The organism is Dyadobacter sp. 676, from assembly GCF_040448675.1.
Lineage (GTDB): Bacteria > Bacteroidota > Bacteroidia > Cytophagales > Spirosomataceae > Dyadobacter.
Genome location: NZ_CP159289.1, coordinates 1,139,069 through 1,154,245, shown reverse-complemented (window position 1 = coordinate 1,154,245; position 15,177 = coordinate 1,139,069). Strand labels below are relative to the sequence as shown.

Below are 15,177 nucleotides of genomic sequence, written 5' to 3'. Positions count from 1 at the left end.
TCTATCACAAATATGCATTTGGCCGATTAATTACAATTATTATCAAAATATTGATAAACCTGTAACGAATGCGCCTATTGGTTACCATTTTCAAAAGCCGGGAAGGCAGTTTTCAGCGACTTGGAGGATTACAAAAAGTGCCTAAGGAAAATATAAAAAGTGTTGGAATAGGTTAAAAAAACGTCCCGCCGAAGCCCGGCGGGACGTCGCCCGAAAATGCTGAAAATTATACTATTCAAATATCAGGGTTCTTGCGATTCGCTGACGCCCTCGTAGTCTTCGTCGTCGTAATCGTCATCGCCCGCGCCGAATTCATTTTCAAGACTGTGCATGAAAACGGCGTCGATTGCTTCCTCTTTGGTCGGCAAAACAGTGAGATCGGGAATACGCAGGTCTTCCAAAGTATCGATGAAATCGTCGTCGCGTGTCACGATCACGAGCAGGCCGAGGTCGTTCGCGCAAAGGCGATTCACTTTCTTTAATGTGGTAATGCCCGTAGCATCCAGCGATTTAACCGTCTGCATATTGACGATCAGGCTGTGATAGCCTTCGCGAAACAAGCCGCGGGCCGTTTCCTCGAAAGCGGCCGGCACATCGCCGGCGAAACCCGTCGCATCCGTATCGATATAGACGTATTGTTCTTTCTTTTCCAGTTTAAAATCCATTTCGGTTGTCGTTTTGTCGAACAAATGTTTTGTTAAGTGGTGACGGCGTCAGGCCAATGCACGCAGAATGGCCTTCTCGATTCTTTCGAGCGGGTGATCCAGGTTGTTTTTCTGGAATTTCATACCGGTGACCTTCTCGTACAACTCGATGTAACGTTCCGAGATCGAATTCACCTTTTCATCGGTCATTTCAGGCACGGTTTGACCGTCTTTGCCCTGGAAGCCGTTTTCGATGAGCCATTCTCTTACAAATTCCTTGCTAAGCTGCTTTTGGGGTAGCCCGGCGCGTTGATTTTCCTCATAGGTGTCTTTATAAAAGTACCGTGAGGAATCGGGTGTGTGGATTTCGTCGATCAAATAAATCGTGCCATCCAGCTGACCGAACTCATACTTGGTATCCACCAGGATCAGTCCCCGGTCGGCCGCCATTTCGGTTCCTTTCGCGAATAATGCGAGCGTATAGCGTTCCAGGTGCTCGTATTCGTCCTCGCTCACAAGCCCTTGCGCTAGGATTTGCTCGCGGGAAATATCCTCGTCGTGGCCTTCGTGCGCCTTGGTAGTGGGGGTAATGATAGGCTCGGGGAGCTTGTCGTTCTCTTTCAGGCCTTCGGGCAATGCGACGCCGCATACCTGGCGTTTCCCGGCTTTGTACTCGCGCCAGGCATGGCCTGCGAGATAGCCTCTCACCACCATTTCCACCGGGTATGCCTGGCATTTTATGCCGATGCTCACGTTCGGATCGGGCACTTCTTCAAGCCAGTTGGGAACGATATCGGACGTGGCGTTCAGGAAGTGGGCGGCGATCTGGTTCAATACCTGGCCTTTGTAGGGGATAGCGCGAGGCAGGATCACATCGAACGCCGAAATACGGTCGGTGGCGATCATTACCAGACGTTTTTCGAACGAGTAAACGTCACGGACTTTTCCTTTATAGAAGCCTGTCTGGCCGGGGAACTGGAAGTTGGTTGCTGGTATGCTGTTCATTAGATTATTGGTAAATTACCATTCGATTTCGCTCTTTTGCCCGGGTTTTTTATTGTATTGTTTGCGCCGGAGCTGGTAAATATATTGGGATTCGTTCGATTTCATGGCATCGAGGATCGCCCGTGCCTGTTCCTCGGACATATTCATTGCCTTAAGGCTTTTGAGCAATTCCTCCTTTTTGAAATCTTCCGTCACTTCCCGCGACTCCTGCGGCGGTTCGGGAGGTGTTTGCGGTTGCCCCTGGGCCGTCTGCTGCTGGTCCGACCTCCGCTTGCGGGTAGTCATGTCCGAAGGTTGCTCCACACCCGAGAAACTTTTTTTCAGGATAATGTAGTTGGTTCTCGCCGGCACGTTGCCTGGTTCGAGCCGTAATGCCGTTCTCAGGCTGGTCAATGCGCTTGCCGTGTCTTTTTTGCTGACGAGGATCAATGCGATCTGCGCATTGGCTACCGACGCAATGCCGTTGTTATCGATATCGCTAAGCAAGCGGTAATGCTTCAGAGCCTGTTTGTAGTCGCCCATTTTGAACAGCGAATGGGCGAGGTTCAGTCTTGCGGCGGGGTCCGAAAAGAGCGAGCCGTAGGTAATTTGCCGGTACAGCTCGGCCGATTTGGAAAACTCTTTTTTCTGGTATGCCTGTTCGGCGTCGAGTTTTCGCTGGTTCGCCTTGGTAATGGAATCGAATGTCCGGTTATCCCAAAGCCAAAGCAGGACATAGAGGATCAGAGACGTCATATCGGTTCACATTTGGGTGCAAAAATAGGGAATTGCACTTATAGTCGAAACGTTCCGATGGTAATTAGTACATCGAGCAGGATCAGCACCAGCGCCGCGCCGAGGAAATAGTAATATTTGTTGCTCACCACCGTGATGGTCCGCGAGTCAATGAGCGCGCCTTCCGCCTGGTTGATGTCGCCGATCAGTTTTTGAATATCGTTTTTCGAGTTATTGAGCTCGTAATAACTCCCGCGCGACGAATTGGTAATGCTGCGCAGGAAGTTTTCGTCCAGCTTGCTGATCACCAGCTTGTCGTTTTTATCCATCAGGGGCTTTCCGTTCTGCTGAATGCTGATGCCGACCTTCGTGCCCACTGCCACCGAATATACCCCGATACCGAAACGCCGCAGGTTATTGAACAATGCGTTGCCGCAATTCGAGCTGTTTTCGCCATCGGTAAAAAGCACCATCATTTTTGAGCGGCTCGTGGGATCCGCCGTATTCATGAGTTTGTTGTAAGCTAATTCGATCGCGCCGCAGATATTCGTTCCATTCGTCGGCAGCAGGTCCGTTTGCAGCGATTGAATGAAAAGTTCGAGCGCAGCCGCGTCGTACGTGAGCGGGACGTGTATATACGCGTCGTTGGAAAAAATGATAATGCCGATGCGGTTCGCCCGCTCGTTTTCGACGAAGCGGTTCAGTTCAAACTTTACTTTTTCCAGCCGCGACGGCGTCACGTCCGCCGCGTCCATGGATTTGGAAAGATCCACCACCATAAAAATATCCTTGCCCTTTGCCTGAATGTCGCGCTCGGCCTCTCCGAACGACGGTCCGAGCAGGCTGATGATCAAAAGCGAGAAGGTAATGCTGCGTAAAAAGAGTTTGATGATGAGTGTCCGGGCAGTGGTTTGCAATTGCCGGGCCACCCTGACGGTACGAATGATGTAGGCTGTGTAGGCGAAGATGAAAAAAAATATAAAAAAATATTCAGTGCTTTCAAAGGGGTAATTCCAGTTCATAATGAACGTATTGTGTAATTGAAACTTTGCCAAAAATAGGCATTTCGGGCTTCTGGCGAAGTTTTTTTCTTGAAATGTTTGCTTTTCTGAAAATGAACCCTCTATATTTGCAACCCGGAACGACGGACGAAGGAGGGATGGGTGAGTGGCTGAAACCAGTAGTTTGCTAAACTGCCGTACTCGCAAGGGTACCGCGGGTTCGAATCCCGCTTCCTCCACGCGGTTTCTGAAGCTCTGACAAAAAGTGCTCTTTCTTAAAGTAGAAGGAGAAAAATATCGGGGAGTGGCGCAGTCCGGTAGCGCATCTGGTTTGGGACCAGAGGGTCGCAGGTTCGAATCCTGTCTCCCCGACAAAAGTGAAGAGGCAGTAAGCCGTTTGCAGTAAAACTGCACTGCTGACTGCCTTTTTTTATGACCTGAATAGCCTACTGCTTAGAAGGCAGTTGCCATTAAAGAAACCAGGTCCCGTAGCTCAGCTGGATAGAGCAACTGCCTTCTAAGCAGTAGGTCTTTGGTTCGAATCCAAACGGGATCACAAAAACGATTATTAAATGCGCCAAATCCCCGCAAATCAAGTATTTGTGGGGATTTTTTTTAGTAAGCCTCTCAAAAAGAGCTTCCTTTGCGGGGAATGTTTTTTTGGTGAGTTCTGTCAAAAATACCCCCTTTTTTACAATTTTGGTGCCCTATTCGGTGGGTCGTTGAATTGAAAGCCATTAAGTTTCGCCCGCAGTGGCCGTGCCAACATCGAAGCTATTTCGCCTTTCTTTGCAGGCGTTTCAGGACAACGCGGCAGCCTGATACGTCGCGCGTCAGCCGGGAAGCCACCTGGTGTGCTGGCTTTTGCCAAGCTCCGTGGGCGGATATCCGAATTTCTTTTTGAAAGCAAATGAAAAATGCGAAATATTTTCGAAGCCAACTTCAAGATAGATATCCGCAGATTTGGCCTGTTTCTGGGAAAGCAGGTAGTGCGCCCGTTCCAGCCTTTTGTTTGTCAGCCATCTTTGAGGCGTTATAGCGAAGGCATTGAAGAAATCCCGCTTGAACGTTGTCAGGGCGCGGCCCGTCAAGTAGCTGAATTTTTCCAAAGGCATGCTAAACATGTAGTTTTTCTCCATGAAACTCACCAGGTCTATTTTACCCGGTTCCTCAAAATTTGCCAAAACACTGTCGATATCCGGATCGATATGTCTGAGGATACTAATAGCCTCTGTAATCTTCAGGGAAGCGATATGTTCCGGGAACTGTTCACCGGCAATGAACCACACCAGCATATGATGTTTAAATGCTATCTCGGATTTACGCATTTTCCCCTCATATGTGGAGAGCTTAATATCTGTGGTTATATATTTTGTTTCAAAATTCATTGGCGGGATTTCAACTGATAAAGTTAGCATTAGCCTTCGAAATATCCGGTAGTGCGAGCCAAATTGACGATTGTCAAAACAGGCTAAAACCTAAATTGAAACCTCCCGATGCTTCAATTGTCTCGCCGGTGACCCAAAGCCATTTATCTGACAAAAGAGATACAATTACATTGGCCAGATCCGTTGCTTGGCCAACTCGACCAAGCGCCGTCCTTTCTGCAATCGGGGTTACAATCTGGGGGGAATCTTTCAAAGCCGTCATTGGCGAAGCGTGTTTTGTAGGTCCGGGGGCGACAGCATTTACCCGGATGCTGCGATTGCGAAACTCGAAGGCCATGTAACGGGTAAGAGTCATAAGACCCGCCTTCGCCGAGGCATAGGCTGCGCTGCCTCCTGAAACCGGAGAAGGTAAGGCTGCTGTGCTGATGGTGTTTACTATGGCCCCGCCATTTTTTAAATCGGAAGTAATTTCTGGGTAATGAAGAACGGCGCCTTCAGGTTTACAGCGATCAGCCTGTCGAAGAGTTCTTCTGAGGTTTCTTCCACAGTAGCCATCTCTGCAAACCCGGCGTTGTTTACCAGGTAATCGAAATTACTGCGTCCCCACTTGCGTTCCAGCTCTTGTTCCACTGAATCCGCAAATGACGCGAAGGATTCACTTTGACCGGCGTCTAACTTCAAGGCGATCGCCTTGCCGCCAATACTTTCAATGGTACCAATTGTTTCATCGGCACTTTCCCGATGCGAGTTATAGGTCAGGATCACGCCGATACCGTTTTTAGCAAGTTCAATGGCTGTGCTTTGGCCGATGCCTGTGCTTCCCCCGATGAGCACTGCAACTTTACCGGGGTCATTTTTAATCGAATCTCTGTCTGTCATCTTTTTAACTGATTTGTTGCAGCAAAGATAGGCCGGCCGCGCTGTACGGGTTTTGTTCAAACGTCCGTTTTTGTTTTGTTTAAACGTCAGGATAGCGTTCAGGCCATCGGGTTTGTAAAAGCAGCACTGGTACTACAAAATTATGAACATAAAATGCCTTCTATTTGGGAATATTTTATGTTCGTAGTGAGGCTCGTAAACTTAGAAGAGATACTTACAAATCTGTTTTTCAAGTCTGCAAGCGAACTAGTCATTTCCTAATAAGTAGTTGGTTGTGATTGCCCGGGAGTATTATTTATTGTCACAAGTGTTGCCCCGCACATTTTCTTTTTTTATCAAACTAAACATATATTTGAAATTAGGCGTTAAAACCACTTAGGGGTACGATATCCGATGAAATAACCGTTTTTAAATTCGTGTTTGCGCGTACTATTATAAGCCCAATCACCTGCTAACCGTAAGGCCATGACAATCAGAGATTTGTTTTACAATCACGAGGGAAACCTTATCCACAAATGGGACCATTATTTCGATATTTATGAAAAGCATTTTGCCAGATACCGTGATAAGGAGGTCAACATGCTGGAAATCGGGATTTCCCACGGTGGTTCGCTGCAACTCTGGAAGAAATTTTTTGGCCCTCAGGTACATATATACGCTATCGACATCAACCCGGAATGTAAAAAACTGGAAGAAGAAAACACGACCATATTCATAGGTTCGCAAAGCGACAAAGTTTTTCTGGAAAAAGTCATGAGCCAACTTCCTGAGTTGGACATTATTCTCGACGACGGCGGGCATACTATGATCCAGCAGTTGGTCTCGTTCGAAACGCTCTTTCTAAAAGTAAGAGAAGGCGGGCTATATGTGGTCGAAGATACACATACCTCTTACTGGACGGAATTTCATGGTGGGCTGAGAAAGCCCGGCACATTTATAGAACACGCCAAGGGGCTGATCGACAAACTATACGAACATCATATTCATGACAAAACCGGCATCACATTTGACGATATCAGCAGGCATATTAATAGCATTGCTTTTTACGATAGTGTGGTTGTTTTTGAAAAAGCAAAACGATCAAATCCGTTTCATAAACAGGTCGGGAACAAAACGATCACGCCTTACGTACCTACTGAATTGAAGAAAGAATCATTCCTGGAAACACTCAAAGCTATGTTTAAAGGAAAAGAAAAACATAGCTTTGAGATCAACGATGGCGGATTTGTTAACAAGGGAAACACACCTGATTAATGCTGATGATCACGTCCGTGTTTCGGTGTCTGTATGCCGTATACCACGAGACGGCGTTTTCCTGTTCGGCCACGTTACGTTTTCTTACCCCCAGGTTTGCCGGTGTATGGCTCTTCACTGCCCGAAGAGGGAAACCGCGATTACAATGCGGTTGAGGCGTGTGCAAAGTATTTACAAAGAAAGCCGCTTGAAAAAGAAGGAGAAGTACGGTTAGTGTTTAAGATGCCGTGCGGCTGATCGAACGGGCATGCTTTTTTAACGTATTGGCAAGCTATTGTTTTAAACAATTTTGAGCACTAGCATATTAATGCCACTTAAACAAACCTGCAGAACAATGAAAGCAGCAACCACATTACTGACTTTTGCAACCGCCGCCATGCTGTGGGGTTGCGGAACTTCAAATTCGACGGATTCCACGGAAGCAGCCGACAGTGCCAATGAAGCTGTGGCCGACAGCGGGCAAGCAACAGGCACCACGGCCGTAGCCGAGGAAGATTCAAAATTTGCTGTTGACGCGGCAAACGGCGGTATGGCCGAAGTGCAGCTCGGAGAGCTTGCCCAAAACAAGGGCACCGATCCGAAGGTGAAAGAATTTGCCAAAATGATGGTGACCGACCATACCAAGGCCAACGATGAACTGAAAGCGCTCGCGGCAAGCAAAAACATTACCTTACCCGCAACACCGGATGAAGACAAGCAAAAGATTTCGACTGATTTGTCGGCGAAAAACGGGAAGGATTTCGATAAAGCCTATATCGATCAAATGGTCGAGGATCATGAAAAGACGGTAAAACTCTTCGAGGACGGGCAGAAAAATGTGAAGGATGCTGAAATAAAGGCATTTATCGATAAAACGTTGCCGGTGCTTAAATCCCACCTTGACCACGTCAAGAACCTGGATAAGACCAAATAACCCAAATGATATTCAGGCTGGCGGCTGCTTAACGGCGGCCGCTTTTTTGCCTATCTGCAAAGCATAGCGACTGGAACACTACCTTCACATCGCTCCGCTGAGGGCCAGCGCCTTTTGAGCGGCATTTCGGATAGCCTGATTTTCGTTCCTAAGGCATTCGTTTAAATAGTCTTGTGAAGCAATGTCCCTGCGTCCTGCAAGCGCGGGGATCAGCCTGCTTATGAAATCGGGGTTCTTCATGTCTTTCAGTCCGGCAAGAAGATCGGGCAAGAATGAATCGGTTCGCAGGAGGGAATTGGGAGCAATAGTGAAGAAATAAGTATCCGGTACCGCACTGCTGCCGAGTAATTTCAGCCAAAGTCTGATCATGCCGGCGTTTTCCGAGGCTTTCAATGCATCCATTGCCTCGCGGTCTGCCGGGTTCGAGATTGCCAGGCCGGCCACGAAATCCCTGTCTTCCGGAGTGGGGCTGGCGGCCAGTGCTTCCAGGGCCGTTTGTCGCACCACCGCGCTATCGAGGAACGGCTTGACCTCCCGCAGCAATTCGCCGCAACCAATGCTTTTGGCCGGTACAAGCGCGTAACCTTTCAAATGCAGGGGCCAATCGCGGATCGCCTTTTTGAGGATACTGTCGCTTTGGGCCGAATAACCGGTATATCCCAGGCTTTGTATTGCATAAATGCGTTCTTTCCAATTGGCGCTGGCTGCGAACCGGTAGGCAGTTTGTCGCAGTGAATCTTTGGGCAACGCGCAAAACAACGGAAAAAGGTAGTTTCCGGCAAGGCTATTATTTTCAACAACCCACGGGAAGATCGCCGATGTATGATCGTAACCCAGGTGCATAAGCCCCATTCCCAGCCAGATCGTACATTCCGATGCCTTTTCTGTTTTTAGCCGCTGTGCAAGCAAGTCCCTGCGACTTACGTCGCCCGTGGCGGCGATCAGCAGATAACCCAGCAGGCGGTTATTCGGGACCGGTGAAGCGAGCAGCGGCGGGACGGACGACTCGTAGACCGGCTTTTCCCGCAACGCAGCCAATGGGAAAGCGGCCATCTTGCGTCCCTGTAAGCTCATGGAAAATTGCATGACCTGGCTGAATGGCAACAGCAATTCACGGTTATTTTTCAAAATCGCATTCACCTGCGCCGTGTCGAACCAGGTCAGGGCGGCCCTGGCAAGCTTATCTTCAAAATTGTTCTGAGCGGAACAAGGCACGGTAACCTGCCATAAAAGCAGGGATAACAGCAGGATCGGGCAAGTTTTCATAGCTTTTGGTTTTAGGCCCAAAGCTGATGACACGGCTCGAAAATTCATTTGACAAAAGTCAAAAACAGTAAGTCGACCGATTTTTATTTTTTGCTCCTGATGCGGCTCAATGTTTCCAGCGTAACGTTCAGGTAGGACGCAAGGTGACTAAGGGGAATCTTCTGCAATGCGAGCGGCTCGTCGCGCAGCAGGTTATTATAGCGTTCCTCTGCAGAGTGAAACACCATCATTTTCATGCGTTGGTCGAGCAGCAGGTAGTTTTCGGTGACCATCAGCCTTCCGAGTCGTTCCAACATCGGGTAATCGGCGAACGACCGTTCGATGATATCATAATGCACGGTATGAATCTTTGCGTCTTCCACGACGTCGATGTAGTACGATGTTTCGGTCCCGGTAAAAAGGCTGTCGATGCAGCTGGCCGGCAGATTCCACGAGTGCCCTGGTCCGCTCGTCCAGCGGGGCCAGGGTGTTAAGGTATTCCAGAAAAAGGCTCAAAACCGAAAACGACTTAGGTTAAAAGGCGAAAGCTCTATTTTGTCCGAAAGATACCGCGTTGATGCCGATAACAGTGTTAACTATTTATAAATACCTCAATCTTTTACGGCGTTTTGGCGAGCCGATGAAGTATTTAGCCTTAAATTTGTCCGGAATCCGGGCGGCGCTCTCCGACGGAAGCCTGAAATTTCCATTTCTGAAAGCGTTCGGCCAGATGTTGCCCGAAGGTTTCAGGACGGGAGCGGGTCTCGAAATACTAAATCACAACTATGCTCAATATCTTAATTCCGACGTTCAACAGATCAGAGTTCCTTCTCAGAAATCTCGAGATACTTTCTGAAATCGTTACAAAAGGGAATTTTACGGACAAAATTAGTCTGGTTATATCCGACAATTGTTCTACGGACAATACCTACGAAGAAGTGGTGAAATTCAAGGCCCGCAGTGTGATCGACATCGACCTTTACCGCCAACAGACTAATATTGGCTTGAAAGACAATGTTCTGTTCGTTCTGGCAAAGAGCACGGCCGACTATGTGATGTTTCTTGGAGACGACGACTACATTAATTTCGACTTCTTGAAGGAATGCATGGATATACTCACCAATAATCCCGACACGACGGCGATCGTCCCCAACTGCATTCCGGTTTCGATTCACGGCGAATTTGTGACCGGTTCCCGGGATGTGATCGGGCCGTCCGTCAAATTTTCCAAAGGATTTGATTCCGTGTTGCAGTATTCCTGGAAGGGCCATCAGATGAGCGGGGTAGTGGCGAAGCGCCGGATCGCCTATGAGCAATACATTAAAAACGGTGTCGACAATATATATCCGTATATCTATTTTGTGTCGATTTGCGGCTTGCAGGGATCTGTGTTCGTTATCAAAAATAACCCGGTTTATGTGACACAACCGGTCCAGAAAAAAGATTGGGGATATGGCCCCGACGGCCTCATCAATGAAATTTTCGACAACTACCGGAAGTTGCCCGTGAGCGCTGTCCAGCGTTTCAAACTGGAATTCAGGATGCTGTATATCCAGAACTGGCGCCTTTTGATGTACAAAAGAGAGGGGTTTAACGCTTTCCTGAAAGCGGCTTTCAGCATTGCTTTTGCAAAAAATGCAAGCCCTTTGTTCACATTAAGTTTCCCGTTTATCCTGCTCCTCATTAAGCTGAGAATCAAAATGGATTTGTAGGGAAAAGCATGGTTGAAAACCCTTACTGCTTTCCGGAGGTCTTCTTCATGTTTTTCAGCTCGTCCATGGAATGGAACAGCCTTATTTAACCGGTATAGGAAAAAGCCGGGGAAGTTGTCGGTTTGTCATTCAAATAATGGTGAACTGCCGCTGAGGGGTTTCAGGTTCTTTCCGTAACGTTGGTGGTACGACCTTTTTAGCAGATTGGCGATCATTTACATTGTCAAACTTCATTCAACAACGGCAACTATGAAAACGAGCACATTCACGACCATACTACTCATTTCGCTGCTGCACTTGGCCTGTACAAAGAACGATAACGCGGGCGAGGAGGCCAGCCAGGGGGCACCTATCGATTCTTCCGTGGTTGGAAAAGACAGTAGTCCGGTAAGCACCAGAAAGGATATCGAAAACAGCGACGAACAAAAACTGACCCTGCCGGGCCGGGATACAACGCGTTCGGACGAGCCGCAGAAATAGCGCAGGTAGTGAAAGACCTGCACAACCGGAAGCTCAAAGCCACACACCCGCTGCCGCGCGCAAGCTGCATTTCTCAGCAGAATTCGACATTGTTTGTCGAATTCTGCTAAATTTTTCTTATTTAGAGATAGATTCGGATAAATTGTCTCGCCTGGTGGTTTTCAATCATTTTCTTGGAATATTTTTATTTAGTATAACATCGCTGACTGCATGGTCGCAATCCACCAGGCTCGATGAGCTCCCGGGGTACGACATCCGCCATTTCACAGATGAAAACGGACTGCCCCAAAACAGCATAAAATCCATCGTCCGGGATTCGAACGGAAATATCTGGATGGCAACCGAAAGGGGCCTCTGCCGGTACGACGGAAACAGGTTCCGCATATTTGACGAATTTGGAAGTTCATTTGCGGCAAAAAATATCAAAGGTTTTTACCTGCATCCCGACGACAAAACCAGTGATCTGCTGGCGTTGACGCATGATGAAAAATGGATCCGGATTTCGTCCGGAAAGGCTATTCCCGACAACTGTTTAAAGACTATTCCTACGGTGGAAGTGCCCGCAGAGCCTGGCAAGCCGGTTTCGGTAGTTGTGGAAAGCCTCCCGTTACTGATCGAGACGTCGGTCAAGAAAGTGCTCGATAGGATGGTCGCCCGGTACCCTGTTCCAGGCAATGCATATTTCTCCTGCAACGGGAAGTCCGTTGAATATTACGCGAACAGCAAACGACAAAGGCGGTTTGTATTCGAGGGCAGAAATCTCCTCCGTTTTTTTCGCATCGGAACTGACCTGTATTACCTGGACGAATCGCTGGAAGCATTCCGCTTTCCGGCCGGCGGCACCGATTCAAAAGCCGGACGCATTCAGGTGAGAGGACCTTGGCCCGAACATCGGACGTGGAAGTTCGAGATATACTGGAACAATTCCTCGGACCAGGTTTTTTTGTCTTGTGAAGACAAACTGTACGCCCTTTCCGCTACCCGGAACGGCGATTTGCTGGCGGATATCATCCTGGAAGGATTTTCCCTGCAGAGAGCCACCATAAAGTCGGTATTCTACGATCAACAGGCTGGCCGCGTTTTTCTCGGTAGCCAGCTCGACGGGCTGTATGTTATTCGAAAGCAGCCCTTCCGGTCGGTGACGACAACCCTGCCTGCCCATCATAACGTATATTATGGGCAGGCACTTGCCGATAGCAACACGGTGATAACCTCCAGGGGAGTCAGGTTTTTCCGCGATCGTAAGACAGGCCGGATTATTTCCCGCTCGCTGGATTTGATGACCAGGTATATCGATTGGGACCAGTACAGTGTGCTGACCGACCGCCAGGGAAGAATCTGGGGAAAAAAGGGAAACGAAATTTTTTGCTTCGACAACTCCGGGTCGCGGCTCATAAGGCGTTTGAAGGTTTCGGGGAATGTTACAGTGCTTTACCAATGGGAAGGCGACACGATATGGTTCGGGACCACCACTGCGGGGCTATTCTATCTCGATCCGACGGTGCCGGATCAGCGTCCCGTGCCCTTTATCACTGGCCGATTCCCCGACATTTCCTGGATAGAGCACCAGGGGGCCGAAAATCTCTGGATTGGCAGCGGGCGAGGGTTATTCAAAGTCCATTTGCCGACGAGAACGGTTTCGCAGGTAAAAAGCCTGGGAAGTATTTATATCCGCAGCCTTTACATACCTCCTGCCGGCGACGAAATATGGATAACCACCTATGCGGACGGGTTCTTTCTTCTGAAACAAGACAGGCTTACCAGGTTTCCGCTCGACAAAAACAAGTACCTGGCCAATGCGCATTGCATGCTGGAAGACCACCGGGGATTTTTTTGGGTTACAACAAATAAGGGATTGTTCCAGATCAGCAGGAAGGACTTGCTCTCCTATGCGAAAAAGCCATTCCCTTTGTATTATCATTACTATTCAAAAGTCTCCGGTTTTAAAACCAATGAGTTCAACGGAGGTTGTCAGCCCTGCGCACTGAGAATGTCCAGCGGCGTGGTTTCGCTGCCATCGATTAAGGGGCTGGTGTGGTTCATCCCCGAGCAGATCAAACCCGAGCAACCGGGGCCGGCTATTTTCATCGACGATATTCTTATTAACAACAAGCCGGTTGGGGTATCGCAGGGTGTCATCTCAATTCCGGCAGGGCAGCCGGAACTGGACGTTCAGGTAAATGCACCTTACTACGGCGATCCATACAACCTGAACCTGTCGTATCGCTTGTTTAAAAACGGAAAACCCGTAACCAACTGGAGGGATTTGGATGCAGGTATGAGGCTGGCAGTTCCTCTGTACGGCGGTGGCAATTACAGGCTCAGTATCCGGAAACTGAGTGGTTTCGATGCAAGGAACTACGGCTACGAGAATATTGACATCCAGGTCAGGGACCACTGGTATCAAACCACTTTTTTTTATGCATTCTCCGCACTGGCGGTAAGCTTATTACTTGTTTTCGGGGTTCGAAAGCGCATACGCCGGATCCAGGTACGGAATGAGATGCTCGAAAAGCAAATAGGGGAGCGGACGAAGGAACTGAAGGCGACGCTGCACAAATTGGAAACATCGCAAAGCGAGTTGCTGCAACAAATCCATTTGCAATCGCGCCTGATGGCGTCGATCGCCCACGATGTACGCACTCCCCTGAATGCCGCGATTGTTGTGACCAACCAGATGAAAGACCTGATCCGCAAGCAGCAGAACGATCGGGCACTGATGTTCAGCGAAAATATCCAGGATGCTATGATCAGGGTCAAGGACACCCTGGAGAGCTTGCTGGCGTATGTCAAAATACAGGTGTATAAGCGCGACGTCAAGAAAGACTACGTGGACCTTCGTCAGTTGGTTGAGAAAAATTTCAATTTGTACGCCGACAGGGGTAAAGTATACCCGAATACTTTTATCAATGAAATCCCGGAGAACACGAAGGTGATCAGCAGCGCGCAGTTGCTGGATGTGATCCTTCAAAACGTGGTGGACAATTCGAACAAATATACTGACGCCGGTACCATCACAGCTTTCGTAAGCCGGGATAACGACAGGCTAAAGCTTGTCATCGCAGACTCGGGCTATGGGGTTCCGGAAAAAATCCTGAACTGGCTGAACGACCCGGAAAGTAAGGCCTCACCGACCGGCAACGCGGGAATAGGACTGCTGATCATCAAGGAACTCGCCCCCTTTGCCGTTGAGAAACTGGAAGTAAGATTACTCGCGCCGGGAACTGCATTCATCCTGCATTTTCCTGACCGTATTAATTAAATGGGTCCCGGCAGATTAATGATATTGCTTTTGCTCTTTTACCTTTTTTGCCAGTTCGAACAGATTGGTAACGCCTAGCTTTGTAAAAATCCTTGTTTTGAACGAGCTGACGGTATTGGCCTGTAAATTGAGTGTAGCGGCGATTTCCTTGATCCACTTTCCTTCCAGCAGCAGGTCCAGGACCTGCTTTTCCCGGTTCGACAGACGCCTGGTTTTTTGTCCCCCCCGGCTGGTTGCTTTTTCCCGCAAGCACCTCCAACAACCGTTCCTGAATGGCAGGACTTACATATCGCTTGCCTTTCAACACCATTGACACCGCTTTCACTGCTTCTCCTTCGTCGGCCGACTTCGCCACGTATCCATCGGCCCCTGCCATAATATAATCCAGTGCAAGAAGCTCTTCATCCGCCGCCGAGCAGATAAGAATACCGACATCATGGCGCTGAGCCCTTATTTCAGTGACCATACCGGTGCCGATACCACCGGGGATATCGATATCGAGAATGATCAATCTGATCGCAGGATCGGCAAAATGTGGCTGGGCATTGTAGTAGTTGTCCGCTTCAATGCAAATAACGTCATTGTATGTATTTTCCAGCATAAATTTCAGGCTGTTGCGCACGAGAAAGTGATCGTCGATAATCAGGATTTTCATGTTGTTGTAGATGTGTCGGATATTG

13 protein-coding genes, 3 tRNA genes and 2 pseudogenes are annotated in these 15,177 nt (G+C 48.6%); 8 read left to right on the top strand and 10 right to left on the bottom strand.

The features are described from left to right. Window positions 1-242: 242 nt before the first annotated feature. The 4 genes from ABV298_RS05300 to ABV298_RS05285 are packed head-to-tail and all read right to left on the bottom strand — an operon-like array spanning window position 243 to window position 3,385. Window positions 243-665, bottom strand: a complete 423-nt coding sequence (locus tag ABV298_RS05300) for an STAS domain-containing protein (RefSeq protein WP_353721126.1) — start codon at window positions 663-665, stop codon at window positions 243-245. A 48-nt stretch (window positions 666-713) separates the two neighbouring features. Beyond that, window positions 714-1,649, bottom strand: coding sequence for a phosphoribosylaminoimidazolesuccinocarboxamide synthase (locus ABV298_RS05295; protein ID WP_353721125.1), 936 nt, complete (start codon window positions 1,647-1,649; stop codon window positions 714-716). Window positions 1,650-1,664: 15 nt separating this feature from the next. After that, entirely contained in the window at window positions 1,665-2,384 is a 720-nt protein-coding gene (locus tag ABV298_RS05290; RefSeq protein ID WP_353721124.1) for a tetratricopeptide repeat protein, read from the bottom strand. A gap of 38 nt (window positions 2,385-2,422) precedes the next feature. Continuing rightward, complete coding sequence (locus ABV298_RS05285) at window positions 2,423-3,385, bottom strand: VWA domain-containing protein (RefSeq protein ID WP_353721123.1); 963 nt, start codon at window positions 3,383-3,385, stop codon at window positions 2,423-2,425. A 131-nt stretch (window positions 3,386-3,516) separates the two neighbouring features. Between ABV298_RS05285 and ABV298_RS05280 the strand changes: the two genes are divergently transcribed. From ABV298_RS05280 to ABV298_RS05270, 3 genes are all read left to right on the top strand, one after another. Continuing rightward, window positions 3,517-3,603, top strand: a tRNA-Ser gene (locus ABV298_RS05280). A 59-nt stretch (window positions 3,604-3,662) separates the two neighbouring features. Then, a tRNA-Pro gene (locus ABV298_RS05275) sits at window positions 3,663-3,736 on the top strand. Window positions 3,737-3,846: 110 nt separating this feature from the next. Next, a tRNA-Arg gene (locus tag ABV298_RS05270) sits at window positions 3,847-3,920 on the top strand. 277 nt (window positions 3,921-4,197) lie between these two features. Here ABV298_RS05270 and ABV298_RS05265 read toward each other — a convergent pair. Together ABV298_RS05265 and ABV298_RS05260 are read right to left on the bottom strand one after the other, a co-directional pair. After that, entirely contained in the window at window positions 4,198-4,752 is a 555-nt protein-coding gene (locus ABV298_RS05265; RefSeq protein WP_353721122.1) for an AraC family transcriptional regulator, read from the bottom strand. 73 nt (window positions 4,753-4,825) lie between these two features. Next, window positions 4,826-5,631 (bottom strand): annotated as a pseudogene (locus ABV298_RS05260) (SDR family oxidoreductase). A 465-nt stretch (window positions 5,632-6,096) separates the two neighbouring features. Here ABV298_RS05260 and ABV298_RS05255 point away from each other — a divergent pair. After that, on the top strand, window positions 6,097-6,885 hold the full coding sequence (locus ABV298_RS05255; RefSeq protein ID WP_353721121.1) for a class I SAM-dependent methyltransferase: 789 nt from the start codon (window positions 6,097-6,099) through the stop codon (window positions 6,883-6,885). A 334-nt stretch (window positions 6,886-7,219) separates the two neighbouring features. Next, window positions 7,220-7,798: a DUF4142 domain-containing protein gene (locus ABV298_RS05250; RefSeq protein WP_353721120.1), complete on the top strand. Its 579-nt coding sequence runs from the start codon at window positions 7,220-7,222 to the stop codon at window positions 7,796-7,798. A gap of 84 nt (window positions 7,799-7,882) precedes the next feature. On the opposite strand, the gene ABV298_RS05245 is transcribed toward ABV298_RS05250, so the two are convergent. Then, window positions 7,883-9,064 carry a hypothetical protein gene (locus ABV298_RS05245; protein WP_353721119.1) on the bottom strand — a complete coding sequence of 394 codons (1,182 nt, stop codon included), beginning with the start codon at window positions 9,062-9,064 and terminating at the stop codon, window positions 7,883-7,885. Window positions 9,065-9,147: 83 nt separating this feature from the next. Beyond that, window positions 9,148-9,426, bottom strand: a complete 279-nt coding sequence (locus ABV298_RS05240; RefSeq protein WP_353721118.1) for a hypothetical protein — start codon at window positions 9,424-9,426, stop codon at window positions 9,148-9,150. 402 nt (window positions 9,427-9,828) lie between these two features. Between ABV298_RS05240 and ABV298_RS05235 the strand changes: the two genes are divergently transcribed. From ABV298_RS05235 to ABV298_RS05225, 3 genes are all read left to right on the top strand, one after another. Further along, complete coding sequence (locus ABV298_RS05235) at window positions 9,829-10,755, top strand: glycosyltransferase family A protein (protein ID WP_353721117.1); 927 nt, start codon at window positions 9,829-9,831, stop codon at window positions 10,753-10,755. A 249-nt stretch (window positions 10,756-11,004) separates the two neighbouring features. Continuing rightward, window positions 11,005-11,235 (top strand): hypothetical protein, encoded by a 231-nt coding sequence (locus ABV298_RS05230; RefSeq protein ID WP_353721116.1) that lies wholly within the window; start codon window positions 11,005-11,007, stop codon window positions 11,233-11,235. A gap of 154 nt (window positions 11,236-11,389) precedes the next feature. After that, window positions 11,390-14,497, top strand: coding sequence for a two-component regulator propeller domain-containing protein (locus ABV298_RS05225; protein ID WP_353721115.1), 3,108 nt, complete (start codon window positions 11,390-11,392; stop codon window positions 14,495-14,497). 15 nt (window positions 14,498-14,512) lie between these two features. Here the strand turns inward: ABV298_RS05225 and ABV298_RS05220 are convergent, their stop codons facing one another. Together ABV298_RS05220 and ABV298_RS05215 are read right to left on the bottom strand one after the other, a co-directional pair. Then, window positions 14,513-14,746 (bottom strand): helix-turn-helix transcriptional regulator, encoded by a 234-nt coding sequence (locus ABV298_RS05220; protein WP_353723145.1) that lies wholly within the window; start codon window positions 14,744-14,746, stop codon window positions 14,513-14,515. Between the two features lie 76 nt (window positions 14,747-14,822). Continuing rightward, window positions 14,823-15,152, bottom strand: a pseudogene (locus ABV298_RS05215) (response regulator); the annotation flags it as partial. Window positions 15,153-15,177: the final 25 nt, after the last annotated feature.

What these genes read in the sequence shown, in the direction of transcription:
- ABV298_RS05300 (WP_353721126.1), bottom strand. Translation starts at nt 665, where the DNA reads ATGGATTTTAAACTGGAAAAGAAAGAACAATACGTCTATATCGATACG.
- ABV298_RS05295 (WP_353721125.1), bottom strand. Translation starts at nt 1,649, where the DNA reads ATGAACAGCATACCAGCAACCAACTTCCAGTTCCCCGGCCAGACAGGC.
- ABV298_RS05290 (WP_353721124.1), bottom strand. Translation starts at nt 2,384, where the DNA reads ATGACGTCTCTGATCCTCTATGTCCTGCTTTGGCTTTGGGATAACCGG.
- ABV298_RS05285 (WP_353721123.1), bottom strand. Translation starts at nt 3,385, where the DNA reads ATGAACTGGAATTACCCCTTTGAAAGCACTGAATATTTTTTTATATTT.
- ABV298_RS05265 (WP_353721122.1), bottom strand. Translation starts at nt 4,752, where the DNA reads ATGAATTTTGAAACAAAATATATAACCACAGATATTAAGCTCTCCACA.
- ABV298_RS05255 (WP_353721121.1), top strand. Translation starts at nt 6,097, where the DNA reads ATGACAATCAGAGATTTGTTTTACAATCACGAGGGAAACCTTATCCAC.
- ABV298_RS05250 (WP_353721120.1), top strand. Translation starts at nt 7,220, where the DNA reads ATGAAAGCAGCAACCACATTACTGACTTTTGCAACCGCCGCCATGCTG.
- ABV298_RS05245 (WP_353721119.1), bottom strand. Translation starts at nt 9,064, where the DNA reads ATGAAAACTTGCCCGATCCTGCTGTTATCCCTGCTTTTATGGCAGGTT.
- ABV298_RS05235 (WP_353721117.1), top strand. Translation starts at nt 9,829, where the DNA reads ATGCTCAATATCTTAATTCCGACGTTCAACAGATCAGAGTTCCTTCTC.
- ABV298_RS05230 (WP_353721116.1), top strand. Translation starts at nt 11,005, where the DNA reads ATGAAAACGAGCACATTCACGACCATACTACTCATTTCGCTGCTGCAC.